The organism is Streptomyces sp. CBMA152 (assembly GCF_014596475.1).
GTDB lineage: Bacteria > Actinomycetota > Actinomycetes > Streptomycetales > Streptomycetaceae > Streptomyces.
This window is the reverse complement of record NZ_MECJ01000015.1, coordinates 155,412-175,419: the sequence shown is the minus strand read 5'-3', so window position 1 is coordinate 175,419 and position 20,008 is coordinate 155,412. Positions and strand designations below refer to the sequence as shown.

General features: G+C 72.7%; 20 protein-coding genes. 8 read left to right on the top strand and 12 right to left on the bottom strand.

Translation table 11 applies throughout. The features are described from left to right. Nucleotides 1-168 precede the first annotated feature (168 nt). Nucleotides 169-900, bottom strand: a complete 732-nt coding sequence (locus BG418_RS14125) for a VIT1/CCC1 transporter family protein (RefSeq protein WP_188274172.1) — start codon at nt 898-900, stop codon at nt 169-171. Between the two features lie 243 nt (nt 901-1,143). Here BG418_RS14125 and BG418_RS14120 point away from each other — a divergent pair, with 243 nt between their 5' ends. From BG418_RS14120 to BG418_RS14090, 7 genes are all read left to right on the top strand, one after another. Further along, nucleotides 1,144-2,139, top strand: coding sequence for an ADP-ribosylglycohydrolase family protein (locus BG418_RS14120; protein ID WP_188274171.1), 996 nt, complete (start codon nt 1,144-1,146; stop codon nt 2,137-2,139). After that, nucleotides 2,139-3,518: an ADP-ribosylglycohydrolase family protein gene (locus BG418_RS14115; RefSeq protein WP_223184798.1), complete on the top strand. Its 1,380-nt coding sequence runs from the start codon at nt 2,139-2,141 to the stop codon at nt 3,516-3,518. The genes BG418_RS14120 and BG418_RS14115 overlap by 1 nt, the downstream gene beginning before the upstream one ends. Before the next feature lie 61 nt (nt 3,519-3,579). Then, nucleotides 3,580-4,743 (top strand): ADP-ribosylglycohydrolase family protein, encoded by a 1,164-nt coding sequence (locus BG418_RS14110; protein ID WP_188274170.1) that lies wholly within the window; start codon nt 3,580-3,582, stop codon nt 4,741-4,743. Further along, nucleotides 4,740-6,101 carry an ADP-ribosylglycohydrolase family protein gene (locus BG418_RS14105; RefSeq protein WP_188274169.1) on the top strand — a complete coding sequence of 454 codons (1,362 nt, stop codon included), beginning with the start codon at nt 4,740-4,742 and terminating at the stop codon, nt 6,099-6,101. The genes BG418_RS14110 and BG418_RS14105 overlap by 4 nt, the downstream gene beginning before the upstream one ends. Then, entirely contained in the window at nt 6,098-7,003 is a 906-nt protein-coding gene (locus BG418_RS14100; RefSeq protein WP_188274168.1) for a ribokinase, read from the top strand. Before BG418_RS14105 ends, BG418_RS14100 begins: the two co-directional genes overlap by 4 nt. Next, a complete protein-coding gene (locus BG418_RS14095) occupies nt 7,000-8,187 on the top strand; it encodes a CaiB/BaiF CoA-transferase family protein (RefSeq protein ID WP_188274167.1) in 1,188 nt (395 codons plus the stop codon). Before BG418_RS14100 ends, BG418_RS14095 begins: the two co-directional genes overlap by 4 nt. Next, a complete protein-coding gene (locus tag BG418_RS14090) occupies nt 8,184-8,993 on the top strand; it encodes a CoA ester lyase (protein ID WP_317453647.1) in 810 nt (269 codons plus the stop codon). The genes BG418_RS14095 and BG418_RS14090 overlap by 4 nt, the downstream gene beginning before the upstream one ends. 379 nt (nt 8,994-9,372) lie before the next feature. Here the strand turns inward: BG418_RS14090 and lgt are convergent, their stop codons facing one another. The 9 genes from lgt to BG418_RS14050 form a co-directional block, all read right to left on the bottom strand. Next, the gene (gene lgt / locus BG418_RS14085; RefSeq protein WP_188274166.1) at nt 9,373-10,320 is read right to left on the bottom strand and encodes a prolipoprotein diacylglyceryl transferase; all 948 of its coding nucleotides are present in this window, start codon (nt 10,318-10,320) and stop codon (nt 9,373-9,375) included. A gap of 82 nt (nt 10,321-10,402) precedes the next feature. Continuing rightward, nucleotides 10,403-11,395 (bottom strand): thioredoxin domain-containing protein, encoded by a 993-nt coding sequence (locus tag BG418_RS14080; protein ID WP_188274165.1) that lies wholly within the window; start codon nt 11,393-11,395, stop codon nt 10,403-10,405. A 130-nt stretch (nt 11,396-11,525) separates the two neighbouring features. Beyond that, nucleotides 11,526-12,341, bottom strand: coding sequence for a tryptophan synthase subunit alpha (gene trpA / locus BG418_RS14075; protein WP_188274164.1), 816 nt, complete (start codon nt 12,339-12,341; stop codon nt 11,526-11,528). After that, complete coding sequence (gene trpB, locus BG418_RS14070; RefSeq protein WP_188274163.1) at nt 12,338-13,591, bottom strand: tryptophan synthase subunit beta; 1,254 nt, start codon at nt 13,589-13,591, stop codon at nt 12,338-12,340. Before trpB ends, trpA begins: the two co-directional genes overlap by 4 nt. Before the next feature lie 164 nt (nt 13,592-13,755). Continuing rightward, nucleotides 13,756-13,944: a tryptophan biosynthesis modulator TrpM gene (trpM, locus tag BG418_RS41180; RefSeq protein WP_398998733.1), complete on the bottom strand. Its 189-nt coding sequence runs from the start codon at nt 13,942-13,944 to the stop codon at nt 13,756-13,758. After that, nucleotides 13,910-14,719, bottom strand: a complete 810-nt coding sequence (gene trpC, locus BG418_RS14065; RefSeq protein ID WP_188274162.1) for an indole-3-glycerol phosphate synthase TrpC — start codon at nt 14,717-14,719, stop codon at nt 13,910-13,912. The genes trpM and trpC overlap by 35 nt, the downstream gene beginning before the upstream one ends. Before the next feature lie 151 nt (nt 14,720-14,870). Beyond that, nucleotides 14,871-15,308 (bottom strand): DUF2752 domain-containing protein, encoded by a 438-nt coding sequence (locus BG418_RS14060; protein ID WP_398998730.1) that lies wholly within the window; start codon nt 15,306-15,308, stop codon nt 14,871-14,873. 131 nt (nt 15,309-15,439) lie between these two features. Beyond that, nucleotides 15,440-15,712: an HGxxPAAW family protein gene (locus tag BG418_RS14055; protein ID WP_188274160.1), complete on the bottom strand. Its 273-nt coding sequence runs from the start codon at nt 15,710-15,712 to the stop codon at nt 15,440-15,442. 132 nt (nt 15,713-15,844) lie between these two features. Beyond that, complete coding sequence (locus BG418_RS14050) at nt 15,845-16,495, bottom strand: TIGR02234 family membrane protein (protein ID WP_188274159.1); 651 nt, start codon at nt 16,493-16,495, stop codon at nt 15,845-15,847. Between the two features lie 296 nt (nt 16,496-16,791). Here BG418_RS14050 and BG418_RS14045 point away from each other — a divergent pair, with 296 nt between their 5' ends. Next, nucleotides 16,792-18,006, top strand: a complete 1,215-nt coding sequence (locus BG418_RS14045) for a S53 family peptidase (protein WP_188274158.1) — start codon at nt 16,792-16,794, stop codon at nt 18,004-18,006. An 89-nt stretch (nt 18,007-18,095) separates the two neighbouring features. Here the strand turns inward: BG418_RS14045 and BG418_RS14040 are convergent, their stop codons facing one another. After that, nucleotides 18,096-19,580 carry an anthranilate synthase component I gene (locus BG418_RS14040; RefSeq protein ID WP_188274157.1) on the bottom strand — a complete coding sequence of 495 codons (1,485 nt, stop codon included), beginning with the start codon at nt 19,578-19,580 and terminating at the stop codon, nt 18,096-18,098. A gap of 11 nt (nt 19,581-19,591) precedes the next feature. Beyond that, nucleotides 19,592-19,948: a phosphoribosyl-AMP cyclohydrolase gene (hisI, locus tag BG418_RS14035; protein WP_188274156.1), complete on the bottom strand. Its 357-nt coding sequence runs from the start codon at nt 19,946-19,948 to the stop codon at nt 19,592-19,594. Nucleotides 19,949-20,008: the final 60 nt, after the last annotated feature.

Genomic DNA, 20,008 nt, shown 5'->3' with positions numbered 1-20,008 from the left:
CCCCCATTCTACGGGGGATGCCGGGTTTCCGCGCAGGGACGTAGGTCACACGCCGTTCACACGGATGCAGGAAGCCCGCCACGTACGCCGTTTCGTACACGAAAAGGCCCGCCGGGCGGATGTCGCCGGGCGGGCCTTCTCGGAGGTCGAGGACGTTACGTCGGCGGGTCAGCCCACCGCCGTGCCGAAGAGCGAGCCGAGGCCGAAGGTGAGGGCCGCGGCCGCGCCGCCGAGGGCCAGCTGGCGCAGTCCGCTGAACCACCACGAGCGCGCGGTGACCTTGGCGACCACGGCGCCGCAGCCGAACAGGCCGATCAGCGCGAGCAGCACGGCGGGCCACAGCGCGGTCGCGCCGAGCAGATACGGCAGTACGGGCAGGATCGCGCCCAGCGCGAACGAGCCGAAGGACGAGACGGCGGCGACGAGCGGCGACGGCAGGTCGTCCGGGTCTATGCCGAGCTCCTCGCGGGCGTGGATCTCCAGCGCCTGGTCGGGGTCGCGGGAGAGCTGCATGGCGACCTCGCGGGCGAGCGCGGGCTCGACGCCGCGCGACACGTACAGCTCGGCCAGCTCCTCCATCTCGTCGACGGGGTGCTTGCGCAACTGCTGGCGCTCGACGTCGAGTTCGGCCTCGACCAGCTCGCGCTGCGAGGCGACCGAGGTGTACTCGCCGGCGGCCATGGAGAAGGCGCCGGCGGCCAGCCCGGTGAGCCCGGTGATGACGAGGGTGTGGTGCGAGACGGCGCCGCCCGCGACACCGGTCATCAGGGCCAGGTTGGAGACGAGCCCGTCCATCGCGCCGAAGACGGCGGGGCGCAGCCAGCCGCCGTTGACGTCCCGGTGCGTGTGGTTGTCCCGGTGCGCTTCGTGCAGCGTCGCCGTCGTATCGATGATGGACACAGCTCTCCCCTTGCGTTTCAGCAGCGGGTCCTCATGTGTCCCGCACCCCTCGACAGAGTCGAAATTACGCTCGATGTAAGCCCCGCGCTAGCAAGGCAGGCCGTACTTACCCAGGTCAGAGCCGCTTTCTGCTCATCCGTGTCCACTCCTGCACACATGTGGCGGGCGGGTGACACATGGACTCGCAGATCGTTCGTCGTGGCAGAGATCAAGCGAAGGATCAGGCGAGCGAAAGGCCCTCCCATGGAGTTGATCGCCAGCGGCCCGGGAACAGCCGAGGCCATCCGCGAGCGAGCCAGGGGCGCGCTGCTGGGCCTTGCGGTCGGGGACGCGCTCGGCGCCCCCGCCGAGAACATGAAACCCTCCGAGATCCGCCGCCGCTGGGGCCGTATCGAGGGCTTCGTGCACGACGACCCGGCCGGTACGGACGACACGGAGTACGCCATCTTCTCCGGCCTCCTGCTCGCCCGGCACGGCTCGGCGCTCACCGTCCAGCACGTCGAACACGCCTGGCACGACTGGATCGCGGACCGGGACGAGGGCCCGTTCCGGGGCGCGGGGTTCAGCGAGCGGGGCACCCTGGAGAACCTGCGCCGGGGACTCGCCGCCCCGATCTCCGCCCAGCACCGGCACGCCTGGAGCGACGGGCTCGCGATGCGGGCGGCCCCCTTCGGGGTGTTCGCGGCGGGCCGTCCGCAGGAGGCGGCGCGGCTGGTGGCGATCGACGGCTGCGTCAGCCACGAGGGCGAGGGGATCTACGGCGGCCAGACGGTGGCGGCGGGCGTGGCGGCGGCGATGGCGGGCGCCGACCTGGACACGGTGATCGCCGCGGCGCTCGCCGTCATCCCGCAGGACTCCTGGACCGCGCGCTCCCTGCGGCGCGCGGTGTCGGTGGCCGACCAGGGCGAACGGGCGGTCCGCTCGGCCGTGGTGATCGGCGGCTACCCCTGGACGGACCTGGCCCCGGAGGCGGTGGCGCTGGCGTTCGGCGCCTTCGCCGCGGCCCGGGGCGACTTCACGGAGTCGGTCCTGACGGCCGTGAACATGGGCCGCGACGCGGACACGACGGCGGCGGTGGCAGGCGCCCTGTCCGGCGCGTTCGGCGGCACCGCGTCGATCCCCACGACCTGGTCCACAAGGATCGGCCCGGTCCGCGGCACCTGCCTCCCGGAGATGCGCGGCTACCACGTCCTGGACATCGCGGATCTGCTGACGCCGGACGCGGAGGAGGGGGCGTGATGGGAGAAGCAGTCCCGCGGGGGTCCGGGGGCGAAGCCCCCGAGGGGGGTGCAGGGGGCGCAGCCCCCGCCGGGGCTCCGGGGCGAAGCCCCGAGAGGCTTCAGGGGCGCGGGGAACTGCGCGACCAGCCCCCACCGGCCCGCAGCCGAACACGGGCTCCGGGGTCCGGGGGCGAAGCCTCCGGGAACACCGCCTACTCCCAGCCGCCCGCAGGGCTTTCGGGAAGGGGCGGGGTGGGGAACCAATCCCCCGACACCCGCACCCGCATCGAAGGCCTCCTCCTGGGCCTCGCCGCAGGTGACGCCGCCGGGTGGCCCGCCGCCCGGCACCGGGCCGCCCGTATGCCCGACTGGACCCGCAGACTCACCCGCGAGCTCGACACCTTCGCCGAGCAGAACGCCACGACCACCCTCCCCGTCCCCATCGCCCTCAACCAGCCCCCCGAACCCCTGCGCCTGGGGCCCTCCGACGACGCCGAGTGGGCCGCGTTCGCCGCCGAGTCCGTCCTCACCGCCGCCGAACCCCTGCTCGCCCACCTCGCCCCGGCCCGCCGCGTCCGCGCCGCCGTGGACCGCGCCTGGAACCTGCTCGCCGCCGAGGTCGCGGCGGCCGCCGCCCGCGCCCCCGAGGTCGAGTCGGCCGTACTGCCGCTGCGCGCCCGTATCTCCGTACGGGCCGGGCTCGGCAACCTCGTCACCGGCCTGCGCCCGCCCGCCACCGGCCACGACAACCCGCACTACTTCGACGACGCCGCCTGCGTACGGGCCGCCGTGCTCGCCGTGGTCCACCCGGGCGCGCCCCAAGCCGCCGCCGAACTCGCCGAGTTCGACGCCCGCTACACCCAGGACGGCGACGGCGTGCACGGCGCCCGGGCCGTGGCGGCGGCCGTCGCGGTGGCGCTCGGCGGGGCCACGACCGAGGCCGTCGTCGACGCCGCCCTCGCCGAACTCCCGCCCGACACCGAGATCGGCCGCAACGCCCAGCTCGCCGTCAAGCTCGCGCACGACTTCGCCGACGACACGGCGGGCGCGTTCGCCCTCGTACCGCTGCTTGAGCATCAGATCGTCGACCACGTCTACAGCTATGGGATCGCCGCCGCCGAGACCGTCCCCGTCGCCCTCGCCCTGACCCTCGCCTCACGCGGCACGGTGGCAACAGCCGTCCCGGCCGCCGCCTGTCTGTCCCGGGTCGCGGACTCGGCGCCCGCGCTCGCCGGGGCGCTCACCGGCGCACTCGGCGGCGGCGCCGCGATCCCCGCACCCTGGCGGGACGCCTGCCGCACGCTCTCCGGCTGCGCCCTGCCACGCCTGGCCGGTACCGACCTCGTGGAGCTCGCCGGACTCCTCGCCGACACGCTGCGCCACCACCCGGGCGGCTGACCTTTGCGCCACAATGCCGCGAACCACCCCGAACTGATCGCCCGGGGTGGACAATTCCGGCATGACGCTCACGACGTCGTACACGACGCCCACTCTTGAGGACCGCATCACCGGCGCGCTGGTCGGCGCGGCCGTCGGCGACGCCCTCGGCGGCCCGGTCGAGGGCTACTCCCCCGAGCAGATCGTGGAGCGGCACGGCGGCCGCGTCCACGGGATCGTCGGCCCCTGGCACGGCGACGACTGGCGCACGGCGCGCCCGATCGCCCCGTACCACAAGGGCGACGGCCACGTCACCGACGACACCTTGATGACGCATGCGCTGATCCGGGTGTACGAGAAGGTCCGCGACCACCTCGACGCGTACGCGGTCGCCGACCACCTCGTCCCCGACCTTCTCTCCCGCCCGGTCTGGATCCCGGAGCTGGAGGCCGAGACGATCCCGCTGCACCGGATCTTCCTCGCGGAGAAGTGGCTGGTGGCGCGGCTGCATTACGGGCATGTCGACCCGCGCGAGGCGGGCGGCGGCAACATCGTCAACTGCGGCGCGGCGATGTACATGGCACCGGTCGGCCTGGTCAACGCGGCGAACCCGGCGGCGGCGTACACGGAGGCCCTGGAGGTCGCGGCCCCGCACCAGTCCTCGTACGGGCGCGAGGCGGCGGGCGTGTTCGCCGCGGCGGTGGCGGCGGCGTGCGTGCCGGGCGCCACGGCGGACTCGGTCGTCGAGACGTGCCTGTCGCTGGCGAAGGACGGCACGCGCGCGGCGATCGAGGCGGTGGCCGAAGTCGCCGCGCGCCACACGGACTTCGAGTCGGCGCTGGCCCCCCTGCGGGCGGCGATCGCCCCCTTCGACACGGTCGGCCCCGACTACCGCGCCCCGTCCCTGGGAGCCCGCCGCCCGTCCCGCCTGCACGCGATCGAGGAACTGCCGATCGCGCTCGGCATGCTGCTGGTCGGCGACGGCGACTTCCGTACGACGGTCCTGGGTGCGGTGAACTACGGCCGCGACTGCGACTCGATCGCCACGATGGCAGGGGCGGTGTCCGGCGCACTGCACGGCGAGGCGGCCGTCCCCGCCACCTGGTCCAAACAGATCGCCGAGGCCAGCCGCCTGGACCTGCACGCCCCGGCGGCGACACTGGCGACGGTGACCCGCGAGATCCACGCCAAGGACCGCACCCGCCACGAGGCCCACGTCACGGCCTTCGAGGCCCTGACCCGATGACCCCCTTGCGCGTGACCTGGGTCCAACCGGAGGACCTGATCGCCCACGAACTCCGCCAGGCGACGGAGGACGGCCGGGACGCGACCGGGATCGCGAGCCGCTGGAAGGCGGCAGGCGGCACCACGACCCCGTTCCCCGGGGGCGCGTCCACGCCTCCGGCACCCCCGCCCCTGCGCGCCTTGGCGATCCGCCTGCTGGACGAACTGGCGGAGATTCCTTCCCCGTTGGCGACGCGTGAGCCGACAGACCTGCCGACGATCAGATCGCTCGGGAGCCCGCGGCGCAGCCCCGAAAGCGGCGGGGTGGGGGAAATCCACGCTCTCCACGCCGCCTGGCTCGGCCGAGCCGTCGGATGCCTGCTCGGCAAGCCCGTCGAGAAGCTGCCCCTCGACGGCATTCGGCAGCTCGCGCGGGCCACCGGCAACTGGCCCCTGACCAGCTGGTTCACCGCACGCGGCCTGCCCGAGGAGCTCGCCGCCGCGTACCCCTGGAACCGCCGCTCCGCACCCACCTCCCTCGCCGAGAACATCGACGGCATGCCCGAGGACGACGACCTCAACTACCCGCTCATCGGCCTGCTCCTCCTCCAGCGCCACGGCCCCGCCTTCACCACCACGGACGTCGCCCGGCTCTGGCTGGACGAGCTCCCGGCGGGGCGTACGTTCACCGCCGAGCGGGTCGCGTACCGCAATCTGCTCGACGGGATCGAACCGCCGCGCACGGCCACCCACCGCAACCCGTTCCGCGAGTGGATCGGCGCCACCATCCGCGCCGACATCCACGGCTGGACCCACCCCGGCGACCCCGTGGCCGCCGCCGAGCAGGCCCACCGCGACGCCGTCCTCACCCACACCGCCAACGGCGTGTACGGCGCGATGTTCGCGGCCGCCGCCATCGCCGAGGCGGCCCACGTCAAGGACGTCCACGCCTGCCTGCGGGCCGGGCTCTCGATGGTGCCGCCGCGCTCACGGCTCGCCGAAGCCGTCCGCCTCGGGATCCAACTGGCCCACGACGAGGCCGACTTCAACCTTGTCGTCGACCAGCTGCACACCGCCCTCGGCGCGTACCACTGGGTGCACGCCGTCCCCAACGCCGCACTCCTCGCCGCCGCTCTCACCCACGCCGACGGCGACTTCACCGGTTCCATCTGCCTCGCGGTCTCCGGCGGCTGGGACACCGACTCCAACGGGGCCACCGCCGGCTCGATCGCCGGACTCCTCGCCGGACACCCCGACGCGCTGCCCGCACGCTGGACCGCGCCGCTCAAGAACCGCCTCGCCACCACCGTCGCCGGTTTCGACGGCGTCGGCTTCGACACCCTCGCAGAACTCACCCAACGGGAGGTACGCAGAGCATGACCCGAATCGCGGTGCTCGGCAGCACCAACATGGACCTGGTCGCCTATGTGGCGGCCGCCCCGCGCCGCGGCGAGACCGTCACCGGTCACGACTTCCGTACGATCCCGGGCGGCAAGGGCGCGAACCAGGCCGTCGCCGCGGCCCGCGCGGGCGGTGACGTCGCGATGATCGGCGCGGTCGGCACGGACGACTTCGGCCCCCGGCTGCGGGCCGCGCTCGACGGCGCCGGGGTCGACACCGACCTGCTGCGCACCACCGAGGGCCCGTCCGGCACGGCTCATATCGTGGTGGACGCGAACGGCACCAACGCGATCGTCGTCATCCCCGGCGCCAACGGATCCGTCAGCCATCTCGGCCCCGGCGACGAGGCCGAGATCGCCTCGGCCGAACTGCTGCTGCTCCAGCTGGAGCTGCCGATGGACACGGTCGTGGAGGGTGCGAAGGCGGCCCGCCGCCATGGAGTACGTACGGTCCTGACCCCCTCCCCCGTCCAGCCCCTGCCGACCGAACTCCTCGCCGCCACCGACCTGTTGGTGGCCAACGAGCACGAGGCCACCTCCCTCACCCACGCCGACGACCCCAAGGCAGCCGTCCGCGCGCTGCTCGACCTGGTGCCCGAGGCCGTGGTCACGCTGGGCGCGCGGGGCAGTCTGTACGCGGCCCGGGGCCAGGACCCCGTCGCCGTGGCGGCCCCCGAGGTCACCCCGGTGGACTCGACGGGCGCGGGCGACACCTTCGTGGGCGCGCTCGCGGTCGCGCTCGGCGAGGGCCGCGCGATGCCGGACGCGCTGGCCTGGGCGTCGGCCGCCGCCGCGCTCTCGGTCCAGCGCGTCGGCGCCGTGCCCTCCATGCCGTACCGCGCGGAGATCGACAAGGCGGCGGGCGGGGAGCGGCAGGAATGACCACCCCCTTGCGGGACCTGCGGGTTCTCGACCTGGCCACGCTCTTCGCCGGACCGCTCGCGGCGACGATGCTCGGCGACTTCGGCGCCGAGGTCATCAAGGTCGAGCACCCCCGCCGCCCCGACCCCTCGCGCGGCCACGGCCCGGCCAAGGACGGCGTGGGCCTGTGGTGGAAGCTGCTCGGCCGCAACAAACGGGCCATCACCCTCGACCTCTCGGCGCCCGGCGGCCGCGACACCCTGCTCCGGCTCGCCGCGTCCGCCGATGTCGTCATCGAGAACTTCCGTCCGGGAACGCTGGAGAAATGGGGACTGGGCTGGCCCGAACTCTCCGCCACCAACAGCGAGTTGATCCTCACCCGGGTCACCGGCTTCGGCCAGTCGGGCCCGTACGCGCACCGGCCCGGCTTCGGCACCCTCGCCGAGGCGATGAGCGGTTTCGCCGCCGTCACCGGCGAGCCGGACGGGCCGCCGACGCTGCCCCCGTTCGGCCTCGCCGACTCGATCGCCGCGCTGGCCACCGCGTACGCCGTACTGACCGCGCTCACCGCGCGCGCCGCGACCGGGCGCGGGCAGGTCATCGACATGGCGATCATCGAGCCGATCCTGACGGTGCTCGGCCCGCAGCCGCTCTGGTACGACCAGCTCGGTTACGTCCAGCCGCGCACCGGCAACCGCTCCCGCAACAACGCCCCGCGCAACACCTACCGTACGGCGGACGGCAGTTGGGTCGCCGTGTCGACCTCCGCGCAGTCGGTCGCCGAGCGGGTGATACGTCTGGTGGGGCGCGCGGAGCTGATCGTGGAGCCCTGGTTCACCACCGGCGCCGGGCGGGCCGAGCACGCGGATGTCCTGGACGACGCGGTCGGCGGCTGGATCGCGCGCCGCACCCGTGAGGAGGCGATGGCAGCGTTCGAGAAGGCGGAGGCGGCGATCGCGCCGGTCTACGACATCCGCGATGTCATGGCGGATCCCCAGTACCGCGCGCTGGACACGCTCACCACCGTCGACGACCCGGAGCTGGGTCCGCTGCGGATGCAGAACGTACTGTTCCGCCTCTCCGAGACGCCCGGGTCGATCCGCTGGGCGGGCCGCCCGCACGGCGCGGACACGGAGGCGGTCCTGACCGAACTGGGCCTGTCGGGCCCGGAGATCACGGCCCTGCGCACGGCGGGCGCGCTGTGACGTCTGCGGCGACGATCCCTCTCACCTGGCTGTACGTTCCCGGCGACCGGCCGCAGGTGGTCGAGAAGGCGCTGTCGGCCGGGGCGGATGTGGTGATCGTCGACTTGGAGGACGCGGTGGGGGCGGGCCGGAAGGAGTACGCGCGGTCGGCGACGGCGGAGCTGCTGACCGACCGTCCCGCTGTCCCGGTCCATGTACGGGTGGCGGCCGAGGAGGACGTCCTGACCCTGGCGGACCTCCCCGGCGTCTCCGGCTTCCGCCTCCCCAAGATCACCCACCCGCACCAGGTGCAGCGCATGGCCGACCTGGCGCCGGGGGTGCCGCTGTATCCGTTGCTGGAGAACGCGCTGGGGGTGGAGCACGCGTACCCGATCGCCTGCTCGCACCCCTCGGTGGGGGGCATCGCGCTTGGCGAGGCGGATCTGTGCGCGGATCTGGGTGTACGGGGTGAGGCCGGGCTCGACTGGTCGCGCAGCCGGGTGGTGGTGGCGGCGCGGGCGGCGGGTCTCGCACCCCCGGCCCAGTCGGTCTTCCGCCACATCAGCGACCTGGCGGGTCTGGCGGCGTCGTGCGCCCACGGCCGTTCCCTGGGCTTCCTGGGTCGCGCGGCGATCCATCCGGCGCAGCTGCCGGTGATCGAACGCGCTTATCTCCCACCGCCGTCGGAGGTGGCGGCGGCGCAGGAAGTCCTGACGGCGTCGCGGACGGAGACGGGTGCGTTGGCGTTGCCGGACGGGCGCTTCGTGGACGCGGCGGTGGTCGAAGCGGCCCGCCGCACGGTATCGCTGTCCCACCGCCGGGTCTGATCCCCCACCCCACCCCTTCCCGAGACCCTCCGGGGGTGGGTGGGGGTGAAGGAAGTTTCCCGGGGGCAGGCCCCCGTCCCCCAGAGCGGGGGCTGCGCCCCCTGCACCCCGCTTGGGTGCGTTCGTCTGCGGATCGTGCTGGGTTGCTCGCGCAGTTCCCCGCGCCCCTAACGGGGCCCGGATGTTGCTCGCGCCCACGCGGCGGAGCCGCAAATGTCACAGCCCCGCGCCCCTAAGAAGGGCCCGAAGGGCCCATCAAGGGGCGCGGGGAACTGCGCGACAAGCCCCCACCGGCGGTCAGCCGACCGGACAGCCCCCGGCAGGGTTTCGGAAAGGGGTGGGGTGGGGTGGGGGATCAAACCCCCGGCCCCGGACCGTCTCAGCTCTTGCTCGGCGTCCCGTTCTCGGACGGCTCCTCGGCCTCGGCCTCCGCCGCAGGCGCGTCAGCAGGCGCATCCCCGGACTCCGGCTTCGCCTCCGCGTCAGCGGACTCCGCAGACTCCACGGGCTCCGACGCATCCGGCTCCACAACCGTCTCCCGGCCCGGCCGGACCCGCGACGAGATCACGATGTACGTGACCGCGAGGACGAAGACCGTGATCGCCGTCCAGTCGTTGAGGCGCAGCCCCAGCACATGGTGCGCCTCGTCGACGCGCATGTACTCGATCCAGCCCCGGCCCACGCAGTACGCCGCGACGTACAGCGCGAACGCCCGACCGTGCCCCAGCTTGAAGCGGCGGTCCGCCCAGATGACGAGGAAGCCGACGCCGACGCACCACAGCGACTCGTACAGGAAGGTCGGGTGGTACGTGCCCGCCACCCGGTTCGTACCCTCGCTGATCTTCAGCGCCCAGGGCACATCCGTGGGCTTGCCGTACAGCTCCTGGTTGAACCAGTTGCCCCAGCGGCCGATGGCCTGGGCGAAGGCGATGCCGGGGGCCAGCGCGTCGGCCCAGGCCGGCAGCGGGATGCCCCGGCGGCGGCAGCCGATCCACGCGCCCACGGCGCCGAAGGCGATCGCGCCCCAGATGCCGAGGCCGCCCTGCCAGATCTTGAAGGCGTCGACCCAGTCCTCACCGTCGCTGAAGTACAGCTGGTAGTCGGTGATGACGTGGTAGAGGCGGCCGCCGACGAGGCCGAAGGGCACCGCCCAGACGGCGATGTCGGCCACGGTGCCGGCTTTGCCGCCCCGGGCGATCCAGCGCTTGTTGCCGTACCAGACGGCGACGAAGACACCGATGATGATGCAGAACGCGTAGCCGCGCAGCGGGATCGGTCCGAGGTGGATCACGCCGGTCGACGGGCTGGGAATGAAAGCGAGGTTCATGGCAGGGTCGACGCTACCTTGCCGGGCGGGCGCTCGGACCACCCACCCGGCAACTTATGAGTAACGAGCCATGAGAGAGCGGTTACGAGGCCGCCGGGACGGGCACCGCGCCCGCCGTCGACGGGTGCTTCTTCGCCTTCATGCCGGTCTGTCCACCTGTCGGCGCCGACGGCTTCCCGGCCGCGCCGGGATGGGTGGGCGCCGGTCCGCCTCGTTCGTCGGCGGAACCCGGCGCCGGCGACGCCGAACCCGTCGACGGAGAAACCGCACCCGGCGTCGGCTTCCCCGGCTGCTTGCCCTTGTTCGCCTCCGCGACCCACTTCTTCAGGTTGGCCGGGGTGATCTGCTCGCTGCCCTTCTGCGGGAAGACCGACTCCCCGTTCAGCTGGACCGTCGGCGTGCCGTTGAAGCCGCCGTTCTGGAACGCGTCGTTGGACTTGGCCACCCAGCTGTTGTGCCTGCCGTCCTCCACGCACGCGCGGAAGCCCGCCGTGTCCAGGCCCGGGACCTTCCCGGCCAGCTCGATCAGCTTGGCGTTCTTCGCGTACGCGTCGTCCGTCTCCTGCGGCTGGTTCGTGTAGAGCACGTCGTGGTACTCCGGGAACTTCCCGGCGTCCTGCGCGCAGCCCGCCGCGTTCGCCGCGCGCAGCGAGCCGCTGCCGCCGAGGTTGCGGTCGATGAGGGTGGCGAGGTGGTACTGAACGCGGATCTGGCCGCTGTTCTCCAGCTCGTGGATCGTGGGCCGGAAGCTCGTCTCGAACGCCATGCAGGCCGGGCAGCGGAAGTCCTCCCAGATCGTCAGGGTGGACGGCGCGTCGGACGCGCCCACCGGGATCGCCAGGCTGTCCTTGCCACCGGCTCCGGAGGGCGCCATCACGGGGCCCGCCGCCTTCTTACTGCTGCCGCCCTTGGTGTTCGCCGCGATCACGCCGATCACCGCGGCCAGCCCCAGCACGCACACCACCGCCGCGCCGACGATCATCGTGCGCCGCCGCCGGTCGTGCGCCCGCTGCCGCTCGCGTTCCTGGGCCAGCCGTTCGCGGGCCGTTCGTTTGCCTTCGTTCTTCTCGCTCACACCCGGGGCAACGAACCGGGGAGGCACCCACGTGCCTCCCCGGTCCCAGATCCACCCGTACGAGCTAACGCGCTCCGCACCGCAACGACCCCGTGGAGGTTACGGAACGTCACGACGTACGGCCTACCCCCTACGGCGTACGGCGTACTCCACGGGCGAGTTCACCCGCGAGTTCGCGCACCGCGGCCAGACCGCTCTCGTGATCGGGAGCATCGAGCAGCCGCTGCACGAACGCCGAGCCGACGATCACGCCGTCGGAGAAGGCGGCGACCTCGGCGGCCTGGGCCGCGTTGGAGACGCCGAGCCCGACGCACACCGGCAGTTCGGTGGTCGCCCGGGTCCGGCGCACCAGGTCCTCGGCCTGCGCGCCGACCGACGCGCGCGTGCCCGTGACACCCATCAGGGACGCCGCGTACACGAAGCCGGAGCCGACGGCCGTGATCTGCGCGAGCCGTTCGTCCTTGCTGCTCGGCGCGACCACGAAGACCGTGCCGAGGCCGTGCTTGTCGGCGTGCTCGCGCCACAGCGCGGACTCCTGGACCGGCAGGTCGGGCAGGATGCACCCGGCGCCGCCCGCCTCGGCGAGCTCGGCGGTGAAGCGCTCCACGCCGTACCGGTCGATGGGGTTCCAGTACGTCATCACCAGCACCGGCTTGCCGGTCGCCGCGTACGCCTCGCGGACGGTGCGCAGCACGTCGGCGATCTTCACGCCGCCCTTGAGCGCGATGTCGTCGGCGGTCTGGATGACCGGCCCGTCCAGGACCGGGTCGCTGTGCGGCAGACCGACCTCGACCACGTCCGCGCCGCCGTCGAAGACGGCCTTGATCGCCTCGATGCCGCCGTCGACGGTCGGGAACCCGGCCGGCAGATACGCGATGAGCGCGGCCCGGTCCTCGGCCTTCGCCTTGGCGAGGGTGTCGCTCAGCAGAGTCACGTTCCCGCTCACTTCGCGTCCCCCTCGGTCCCGTTGTCGTACAGCCCGAAGTAGCGGGCCGCCGTGTCCATGTCCTTGTCGCCGCGCCCGGACAGGTTGACCAGGAGCAGCCCGTCCTTGCCCAGCTCACGGCCGACTTCGAGGGCGCCCGCGAGCGCGTGCGCGGACTCGATCGCCGGGATGATGCCCTCGGTGCGCGAGAGCAGCCGCAGGGCCTGCATCGCCGCGTCGTCGGTCACCGCGCGGTACTCGCCGCGGCCGATGTCCTTGAGGTAGGAGTGCTCGGGCCCGATGCCCGGGTAGTCCAGACCGGCCGAGATCGAGTAGGGCTCGGTGATCTGGCCCTCCTCGTCCTGGAGTACGTACGAACGCGAGCCATGCAGGATGCCCGGCTCGCCCGCCGTCAGCGTCGCCGCGTGCTCGCCGGTCTCGATGCCGTGCCCCGCGGGCTCGCAGCCGATCAGGCGGACGCCCGCGTCGGGGATGAAGGCGTGGAAGAGCCCGATGGCGTTGGAGCCGCCGCCGACGCACGCCACGGCCGCGTCCGGGAGGCGCCCGGCGCGCTCCAGGATCTGGCGGCGGGCCTCGACGCCGATGACCCGGTGGAAGTCGCGGACCATGGCCGGGAACGGGTGCGGGCCCGCGACCGTGCCGAAGAGGTAGTGCGTACGGTCCACGTTGGCGACCCAGTCGCGGAACGCCTCGTTGATGGCGTCCTTCAGGGTGCGGCTGCCGGACTTCACGGGGACGACCTCGGCGCCGAGCATCCGCATCCGGGCGACGTTCAGCGCCTGGCGCTCGGTGTCGACCTCGCCCATGTAGATGGTGCATTCGAGGCCGAACAGGGCGCACGCGGTCGCGGTCGCGACGCCGTGCTGGCCCGCGCCCGTCTCGGCGATCACGCGCGTCTTGCCCATGCGCTTGGTGAGCAGCGCCTGGCCGAGGACGTTGTTGATCTTGTGCGAGCCGGTGTGGTTCAGGTCCTCGCGCTTGAGGAAGACCCGGGCGCCGCCCGCGTGCTCGGCGAACCGGGGCACCTCGGTGAGCGCGCTCGGCCGGCCGGTGTAGTTGACCATGAGGTCGTTGAGCTCGGCGGCGAAGGCGGGGTCGGCCTTGGCCTTCTCGTACTCGACGGCGACCTCGTCCACGGCGGCGACCAGCGCCTCGGGGATGAACTTGCCGCCGAAGATGCCGAAGTACCCCTCGGCAGTGGGGACTTGACCCTCCGGGTCCGGGATGAAGAACTCGTGCTCGTGGGACATGGGGATACCTCCCCGGGGCGCCGTAGCGTGGCCCCGGTCCTGGGTTACGTGTGGTCACGGGTTCGCCCAGGCGCCGTACGTGTTGAGCTGGTCGCGCCCACGCGACGGAGTCGCATATGGACACAGTCCCGCGCCCCTATGGGGCGCTCAAACTCAGGCGGCGCTCAGGGCAAGCCGCGCCATCGCATCCCGTTGACCTGACCCGGCTCCGAGCCGATCACGTACCGCACGCGTCGCCCGTGCACCCGGCGTGCGGGGGCGCGGCAGCCGCGGGGGCGGCAGCCGGGGGCGAGGCGGGCGGAAATCGGCATCGTGGGGTCAGCTCCGCCCGTGCCGCAGGGCGGGGTGGGCACCGGCGGCCACCAGGTCGGCGACGGCCGCCCGGGGGTCCTTGCCGGTGACCAGCGACTCGCCGACCAGGACGGCGTCGGCGCCCGCGTTGGCGTACGCGATCAGGTCGTGCGGACCGCGCACTCCCGACTCGGCGATCTTCACGATGTGCGAGGGGATCTCGGGGGCGACGCGCTCGAACGTGGTGCGGTCGACCTTGAGGGTCTTGAGGTTGCGCGCGTTGACGCCGATGATCTTGGCGCCCGCGTCCACGGCCCGCTCGACCTCCTCCTCGTCGTGCACCTCGACCAGCGGGGTGAGCCCGATGGACTCGGCCCGCTCGATGAGGGAGACCAGGGCGGGCTGCTCCAGGGCGGCCACGATCAGGAGTGCCAGGTCGGCACCGTACGCACGGGCCTCCCACAGCTGGTACGCGGTGACGATGAAGTCCTTGCGCAGCACCGGGATGTCGACCTTGGCGCGCACGGCCTCCAGGTCGGCCAGCGAGCCGCCGAAGCGGCGCTGCTCGGTGAGCACGGAGATGACGGCGGCGCCGCCCGCCTCGTAGTCGGCGGCGAGGCCCGCCGGGTCGGCGATGGCCGCCAGCGCGCCCTTGGAGGGGCTGGAGCGCTTGACCTCACAGATGACCTTGACGCCTTCGCCGCGCAGAGCCGCGACGCCGTCCCGAGCCTGGGGCGCCTTGGCGGCGCGCTCCTTGAGCTCGTCGAGGCCCACCCGCGCCTGCCGTTCCGCCAGATCGGCGCGGACGCCCTCGATGATCTCGTCGAGCACACTCACGCGAGCGGCCCCCTTCCGAAACGGTGGTGACGTTGACGATCGGCCTGGATCAGCCATGACGATGGTATCCGCACCGAGCCGCCGAGCTCGCATCCGGTTGACGTCCGTCCCACTGTGCGGACAGCCGGGACATGCGCAGATATACGGAATGTCACGGTGCGAGCACAGACCCGAACGGTAGATTCCGGGCCACCGAGAAGATCACCAGAACCACTCCGATGCCCCACCAGTGGGCGTCCTTGAGGTCGATACGGAAGGGCAGCCCGCGCGCCGAACGGGTGGCCCAGAGGGTCCACAGGACGGCGAAGAGCAGATAGCCGACGACGGCGAGCGCGTTGGCTCCCAGGGCCGCGCCGAAGTGGCCGGTGATGAAGTCGTGGGCGCTGCGCAGTCCGCCGCAGCCGGGGCAGTAGATCCCGGTCAGCGCGTACAGCGGGCAGACGGGGTAGTGGCCCGGCTCGTTCGGGTCGACCGTGCCCACATACGCGAAGGCCGCGCCTACTGCGGCGAGGGTGCCCAGCGGCACGAGCAGCCGGCGCGCCGCCGGGGCGGGGGCCGCTGCGGGTCTCGGGGTCTCGGTGGCGTCCACCCGGCGATTGTCCCCGCTCGCGCGCGAGGGCGCAGCCCCGTCGTCCCCGCTCATACGGAAAGGCGCAGCCCCGTCGGGACTGCGCCTCACCTGCGTACGACGAATTGCGCGTACTGCCGTTCCGCGGAGCGTCAGCGGGCCTCGGCGAGGCGGGCGGCGGCCTTGAGGCCGGCCTCCTCGCGGGCGCGCGTCATCTCGGGGGTCTCCTTGGGGGTGCCCATGCCGGCCATCTTCATGACCCCGCCGACGACCGCGCCGAGCACCGTGAGGGCCGTGCCGGCCCAGAAACCGATCGGGTTGGCGGCGACGATGAAGACCGAGGCCGCACAGAAGCCGATGAAGGAGATGATGACACCGGTCCAGGCGGCCGGGGTGTGTCCGTGGCCGCCGCTGCTGCCCGCCATGAGTTGCTCCTCGTTGGTGAATCTCTGGGTCGACTGGCCGGCCGCTCTGTCCCGGGGACGCCGACCGCTCATCGACCATTGTCGCGCACCCGCGTGCGTGCCCCGAGCCCGGGGCCTCCCCCGTGGGGGAGCTCACACGCCGGTCGGGTCCTCGCCCCGGTCCAGCGCCTTCCACAGCTCCTCGGGCCGGTCCGGGTCCTTGACCGGGCGGGGCTTGCGCGCCCGGGGGCTGCCGTCGCGCTCGTAGCGGCCGCCCATGGCGGGCCAGTTCGCGCCGAAGCGCAGCGCGAGGAGCCCGGCGATCAGGATGAGGAGCCCGCCCGCGAAGGTCACGTACGGCCAGGCGGTGTGGGTGAGGCCGCCGATGGTCGCGGCCGCGTCGCCGCTGGTGCGGGCGGCCTTCTCGTCGAGGGCCGCGCTGTTGTCGGCGCCGAGGAAGGCGGCGACGGAGGCGCCGGCGCCGCTCAGCGCCAGCATCGCGGAGACCAGCAGCCGCCCGGCCCGGCGGACCGCGAAGACCGCGACGAGGGCCGCGAGGCCGACTATCGCGAGGGCGGCGGGGACTCCCGTCACGTTCTGCCCGGTGGCGTGCAGCGGCACCGTGCCGCCCCCGACGGCGGCGTGGCCCTTGGCCCAGGTCTGCCCGGAGGCGAGCAGGACGACGGCGGCTCCGGCGGCGCCGAAGAGCAGGGCGGCGGCGAGGGTGCGGCGGCCGCCGCCACGGTTTGGCGACGCGGATTCGGCACGCGACTGGGGTACGGGAACGGCACTCACGTACTCCACTATCGCCTGCGGCGCACCGATCTTGTCACCGGGGGCCGGGTAATGGCGTGATTTCGCACCGCCCCCTGGCCGGAGTCAACCCCCGGGTCGGGCAAGGGTCGCACCGGGTCCGGCAAGCGATCCGCCATCGAATCGCCCGTACGGCAAAGCGGAGGTAGATAGTCCAGCACTCATCTTGTTGACATGAGCCGGTCACCCCTACGGTCACGGCGGTTCGTGCCGCGTACCACGCGTCACGCCCGGAACAGCGCACCCGCACGTACTCCCTGGTTCACCCACCTCTCGGAGGAACTAAGTTGCGCAGAAACCTCTCCCCCACCGCCGTGGCCGCCTCACTGGCCGCGGCCGCGCTCGCCCTGGCGACTCCCCTGGCCCAGGCGGCGCCGAGCTCCTCGCGCGGTGTGACGACCGTCCGCTCCTGTGCGCTCCCCACGCACAAGGACGTCATGGCCTGCAAGGCGCTCAAGGTGACCGGCGGCACGGTCCGGTCGGCGAACGCCGAGCGTTCCCTGACCGCTGCCGCCGCGCCCTCGGGCTACGGCCCGGCCTCGCTCCAGTCGGCGTACAAACTGCCGTCCGCCACGGCCGGTTCGGGGCAGACCGTCGCCATCGTCGACGCGTACGACGACCCCAAGGCCGAGTCGGACCTCGCCGCCTACCGCTCCCAGTACGGTCTGTCCGCCTGCACCACCGCCAACGGCTGCTTCAAGAAGGTCGGCCAGAGCGGCACCAGCAAGCTGCCGCGCGCCAACTCCGGCTGGGCCGAGGAGATATCCCTCGACCTCGACATGGTCAGCGCGGCCTGCCCCAACTGCAAGATCCTGCTGGTCGAGGCCAGTACGGCGTCGATGACCAACCTCGGCACGGCCGTGAACACCGCGGTCTCGCTGGGCGCGAAGTACGTCTCGAACAGCTACGGCGGCGGCGAGTCGTCCTCCGACACGTCGTACGACAGCACGTACTTCAACCACCCGGGCGTCGCCATCACCGTCAGCTCCGGTGACGGCGGCTACGGCGTGGAGTACCCGGCGGCCTCCCGCTATGTCACCGCCGTCGGCGGCACCTCGCTCAGCTCGGCCTCCAACAGCCGGGGCTGGAGCGAGTCGGTGTGGAGCGGCGCGGGGTCCGGATGCTCCGGGTATGACGCGAAGCCGAGCTGGCAGAAGGACAGCGGGTGCGCGAAGCGGACTGTGGCTGACGTGTCGGCTGTGGCCGACCCGGCCACGGGTGTGGCTGTGTACGACACGTACGGGTCGGGGACGGGGTGGATGGTCTTCGGCGGTACCAGCGCTTCTTCGCCGCTGATCGCTGCGGTGTACGCGTTGGCCGGTGCCCCGTCTTCGGGCTCGACCCCTTCGTCCTTCCCGTACGCCCACACGTCCTCGCTCAATGACGTGACCAGCGGGTCGAATGGCAGTTGCTCGCCTAGCTACCTGTGCTCGGGTGGTACGGGGTACGACGGGCCGTCGGGGCTTGGTACGCCGAACGGCGTTGCTGCGTTCACTGGTTGATCGTTCGGCTGCGGGTCGGTGGGGGCTTGTCGCGCAGTTCCCCGCGCCCCTAGGAGGGCCCTCCGGGCCCCCAAGGCGCGCGGGGGTCGCTAGCCGCTGATCCTGTTCGCCGTGTGTACCGCTCGTAGTACCGCCGCCGCCTTGTTGCGGCACTCGTTGTCCTCCGCCACCGGGTCGGAGTCGGCCACCACGCCGGCTCCGGCCTGGACGTATGCCGTGCCGTCGCGGAGCAGGGCGGTGCGGATGGCGATCGCGGTGTCGGAGTCGCCGGCGAAGTCGAGGTAGCCGACGCAGCCGCCGTAGAGGCCTCGGCGGCTGGGTTCCAGTTCCTCGATGATCTGCATCGCGCGCGGCTTGGGCGCCCCGGAGAGGGTGCCGGCCGGGAAGCACGCGGTGAGGACGTCGAAGGCGGTACGGCCCGGGGCGACCCGGCCCGTCACCGTCGACACGATGTGCATGACGTGCGAGTACCGCTCGACCGACATGAAGTCGACGACCTCGACCGAGCCCGGCTCGCAGACCCGGCCCAGGTCGTTGCGACCCAGGTCCACCAGCATCAGGTGCTCGGCCCGCTCCTTGGGGTCGGCGAGCAGTTCCTCGGCGAGGTCGTGGTCCTCCTGCGGGGTGGCGCCCCGGTGCCGGGTCCCGGCGATCGGGTGCACCATCGCCCGCCCGTCCTCGACCTTGACCAGCGCCTCGGGGCTGGAGCCCACGACGTCGAAGCCGTCGAAGCGGAAGAGATACATGTACGGGGACGGGTTGGTGGCCCGCAGCACCCGGTAGACGTCCAGGGCGCTCGCGTGGCACGGCGTCTCGAACCGCTGCGAGGGCACCACCTGGAAGGCCTCGCCCGCGCGGATGCGCTCCTTGATGTCCTCGACGGCGTCCTGGTAGGCCGGGCCGCCCCACAGCGCGGTGTACTCGGGCAGCTCCGACGTCGGCAGCGCGACGGGCGCGTACTCGACCGGCTTGGCCAGGTCCGCCTCCATCGCGTCGAGCCGGGCGACGGCGTCCGCGTACGCCTCGTCGACGCCCGTGTCGAGGTCGTTGTGGTTGATCGCGTTGGCGATCAAGAGGACCGAGCCGTCCCAGTGGTCGAGGACGGCGAGGTCGGAGGTGAGCAGCATCGTCAGCTCGGGGAGCTTGAGGTCGTCGCCGCCGTGCTCGGCGATCTTCTCCAGGCGGCGCACGATGTCGTAACCGAGGTAGCCGACCATGCCGCCGGTGAACGGGGGCATCCCGGCCACCAGGTCGCGCGGGGTGTGCAGCGCCTCGACGGTGGCCTTCAGGGCGGCCAGCGGATCACCCGAAGTGGGGACGCCGACCGGCGGGGTGCCGAGCCAGTGGGCCTGGCCGTCGCGGGCGGTGAGGGTGGCGGCGGAGCGGACGCCGACGAACGAGTAGCGCGACCAGGACCGGCCGTTCTCGGCCGACTCCAGCAGAAACGTGCCGGGGCGTTCGGCGGCGAGCTTGCGGTAGAGACCCACCGGGGTGTCGCCGTCCGCGAGGAGGCGGCGGCTGACCGGGATGACGCGGCGGTCCACCGCCAGCTTGCGGAAGGTTTCGAGATCCATGCCGCCCGACCCTACTGACCGGTGGCGGGCAACAGCACGTCGGCGTCGAAACACGTCCGGTTACCGGTGTGGCAGGCGGCCCCGACCTGGTCGACCTTCACGAGCAGCGTGTCCGCGTCGCAGTCGAGCGCGACGGACTTGACGTGCTGGAAATGCCCCGAGGTGTCGCCCTTGACCCAGTACTCCCGGCGGCTGCGCGACCAGTACGTGCAGCGGCCGGTGGTCAGCGTGCGGTGCAGGGCCTCGTCGTCCATCCAGCCGAGCATGAGCACCTCGCCGGTGTCGTACTGCTGGGCGATGGCCGGGACCAGACCATCGGCGCTGCGCTTGAGGCGGGCGGCGACGGCGGGGTCGAGATTGCTGGTCATGGGCCTATTGTGCCGTGGCGCGGACGGTGGGCGGGCGGTGCGTCCACTGGGCGGACGGGG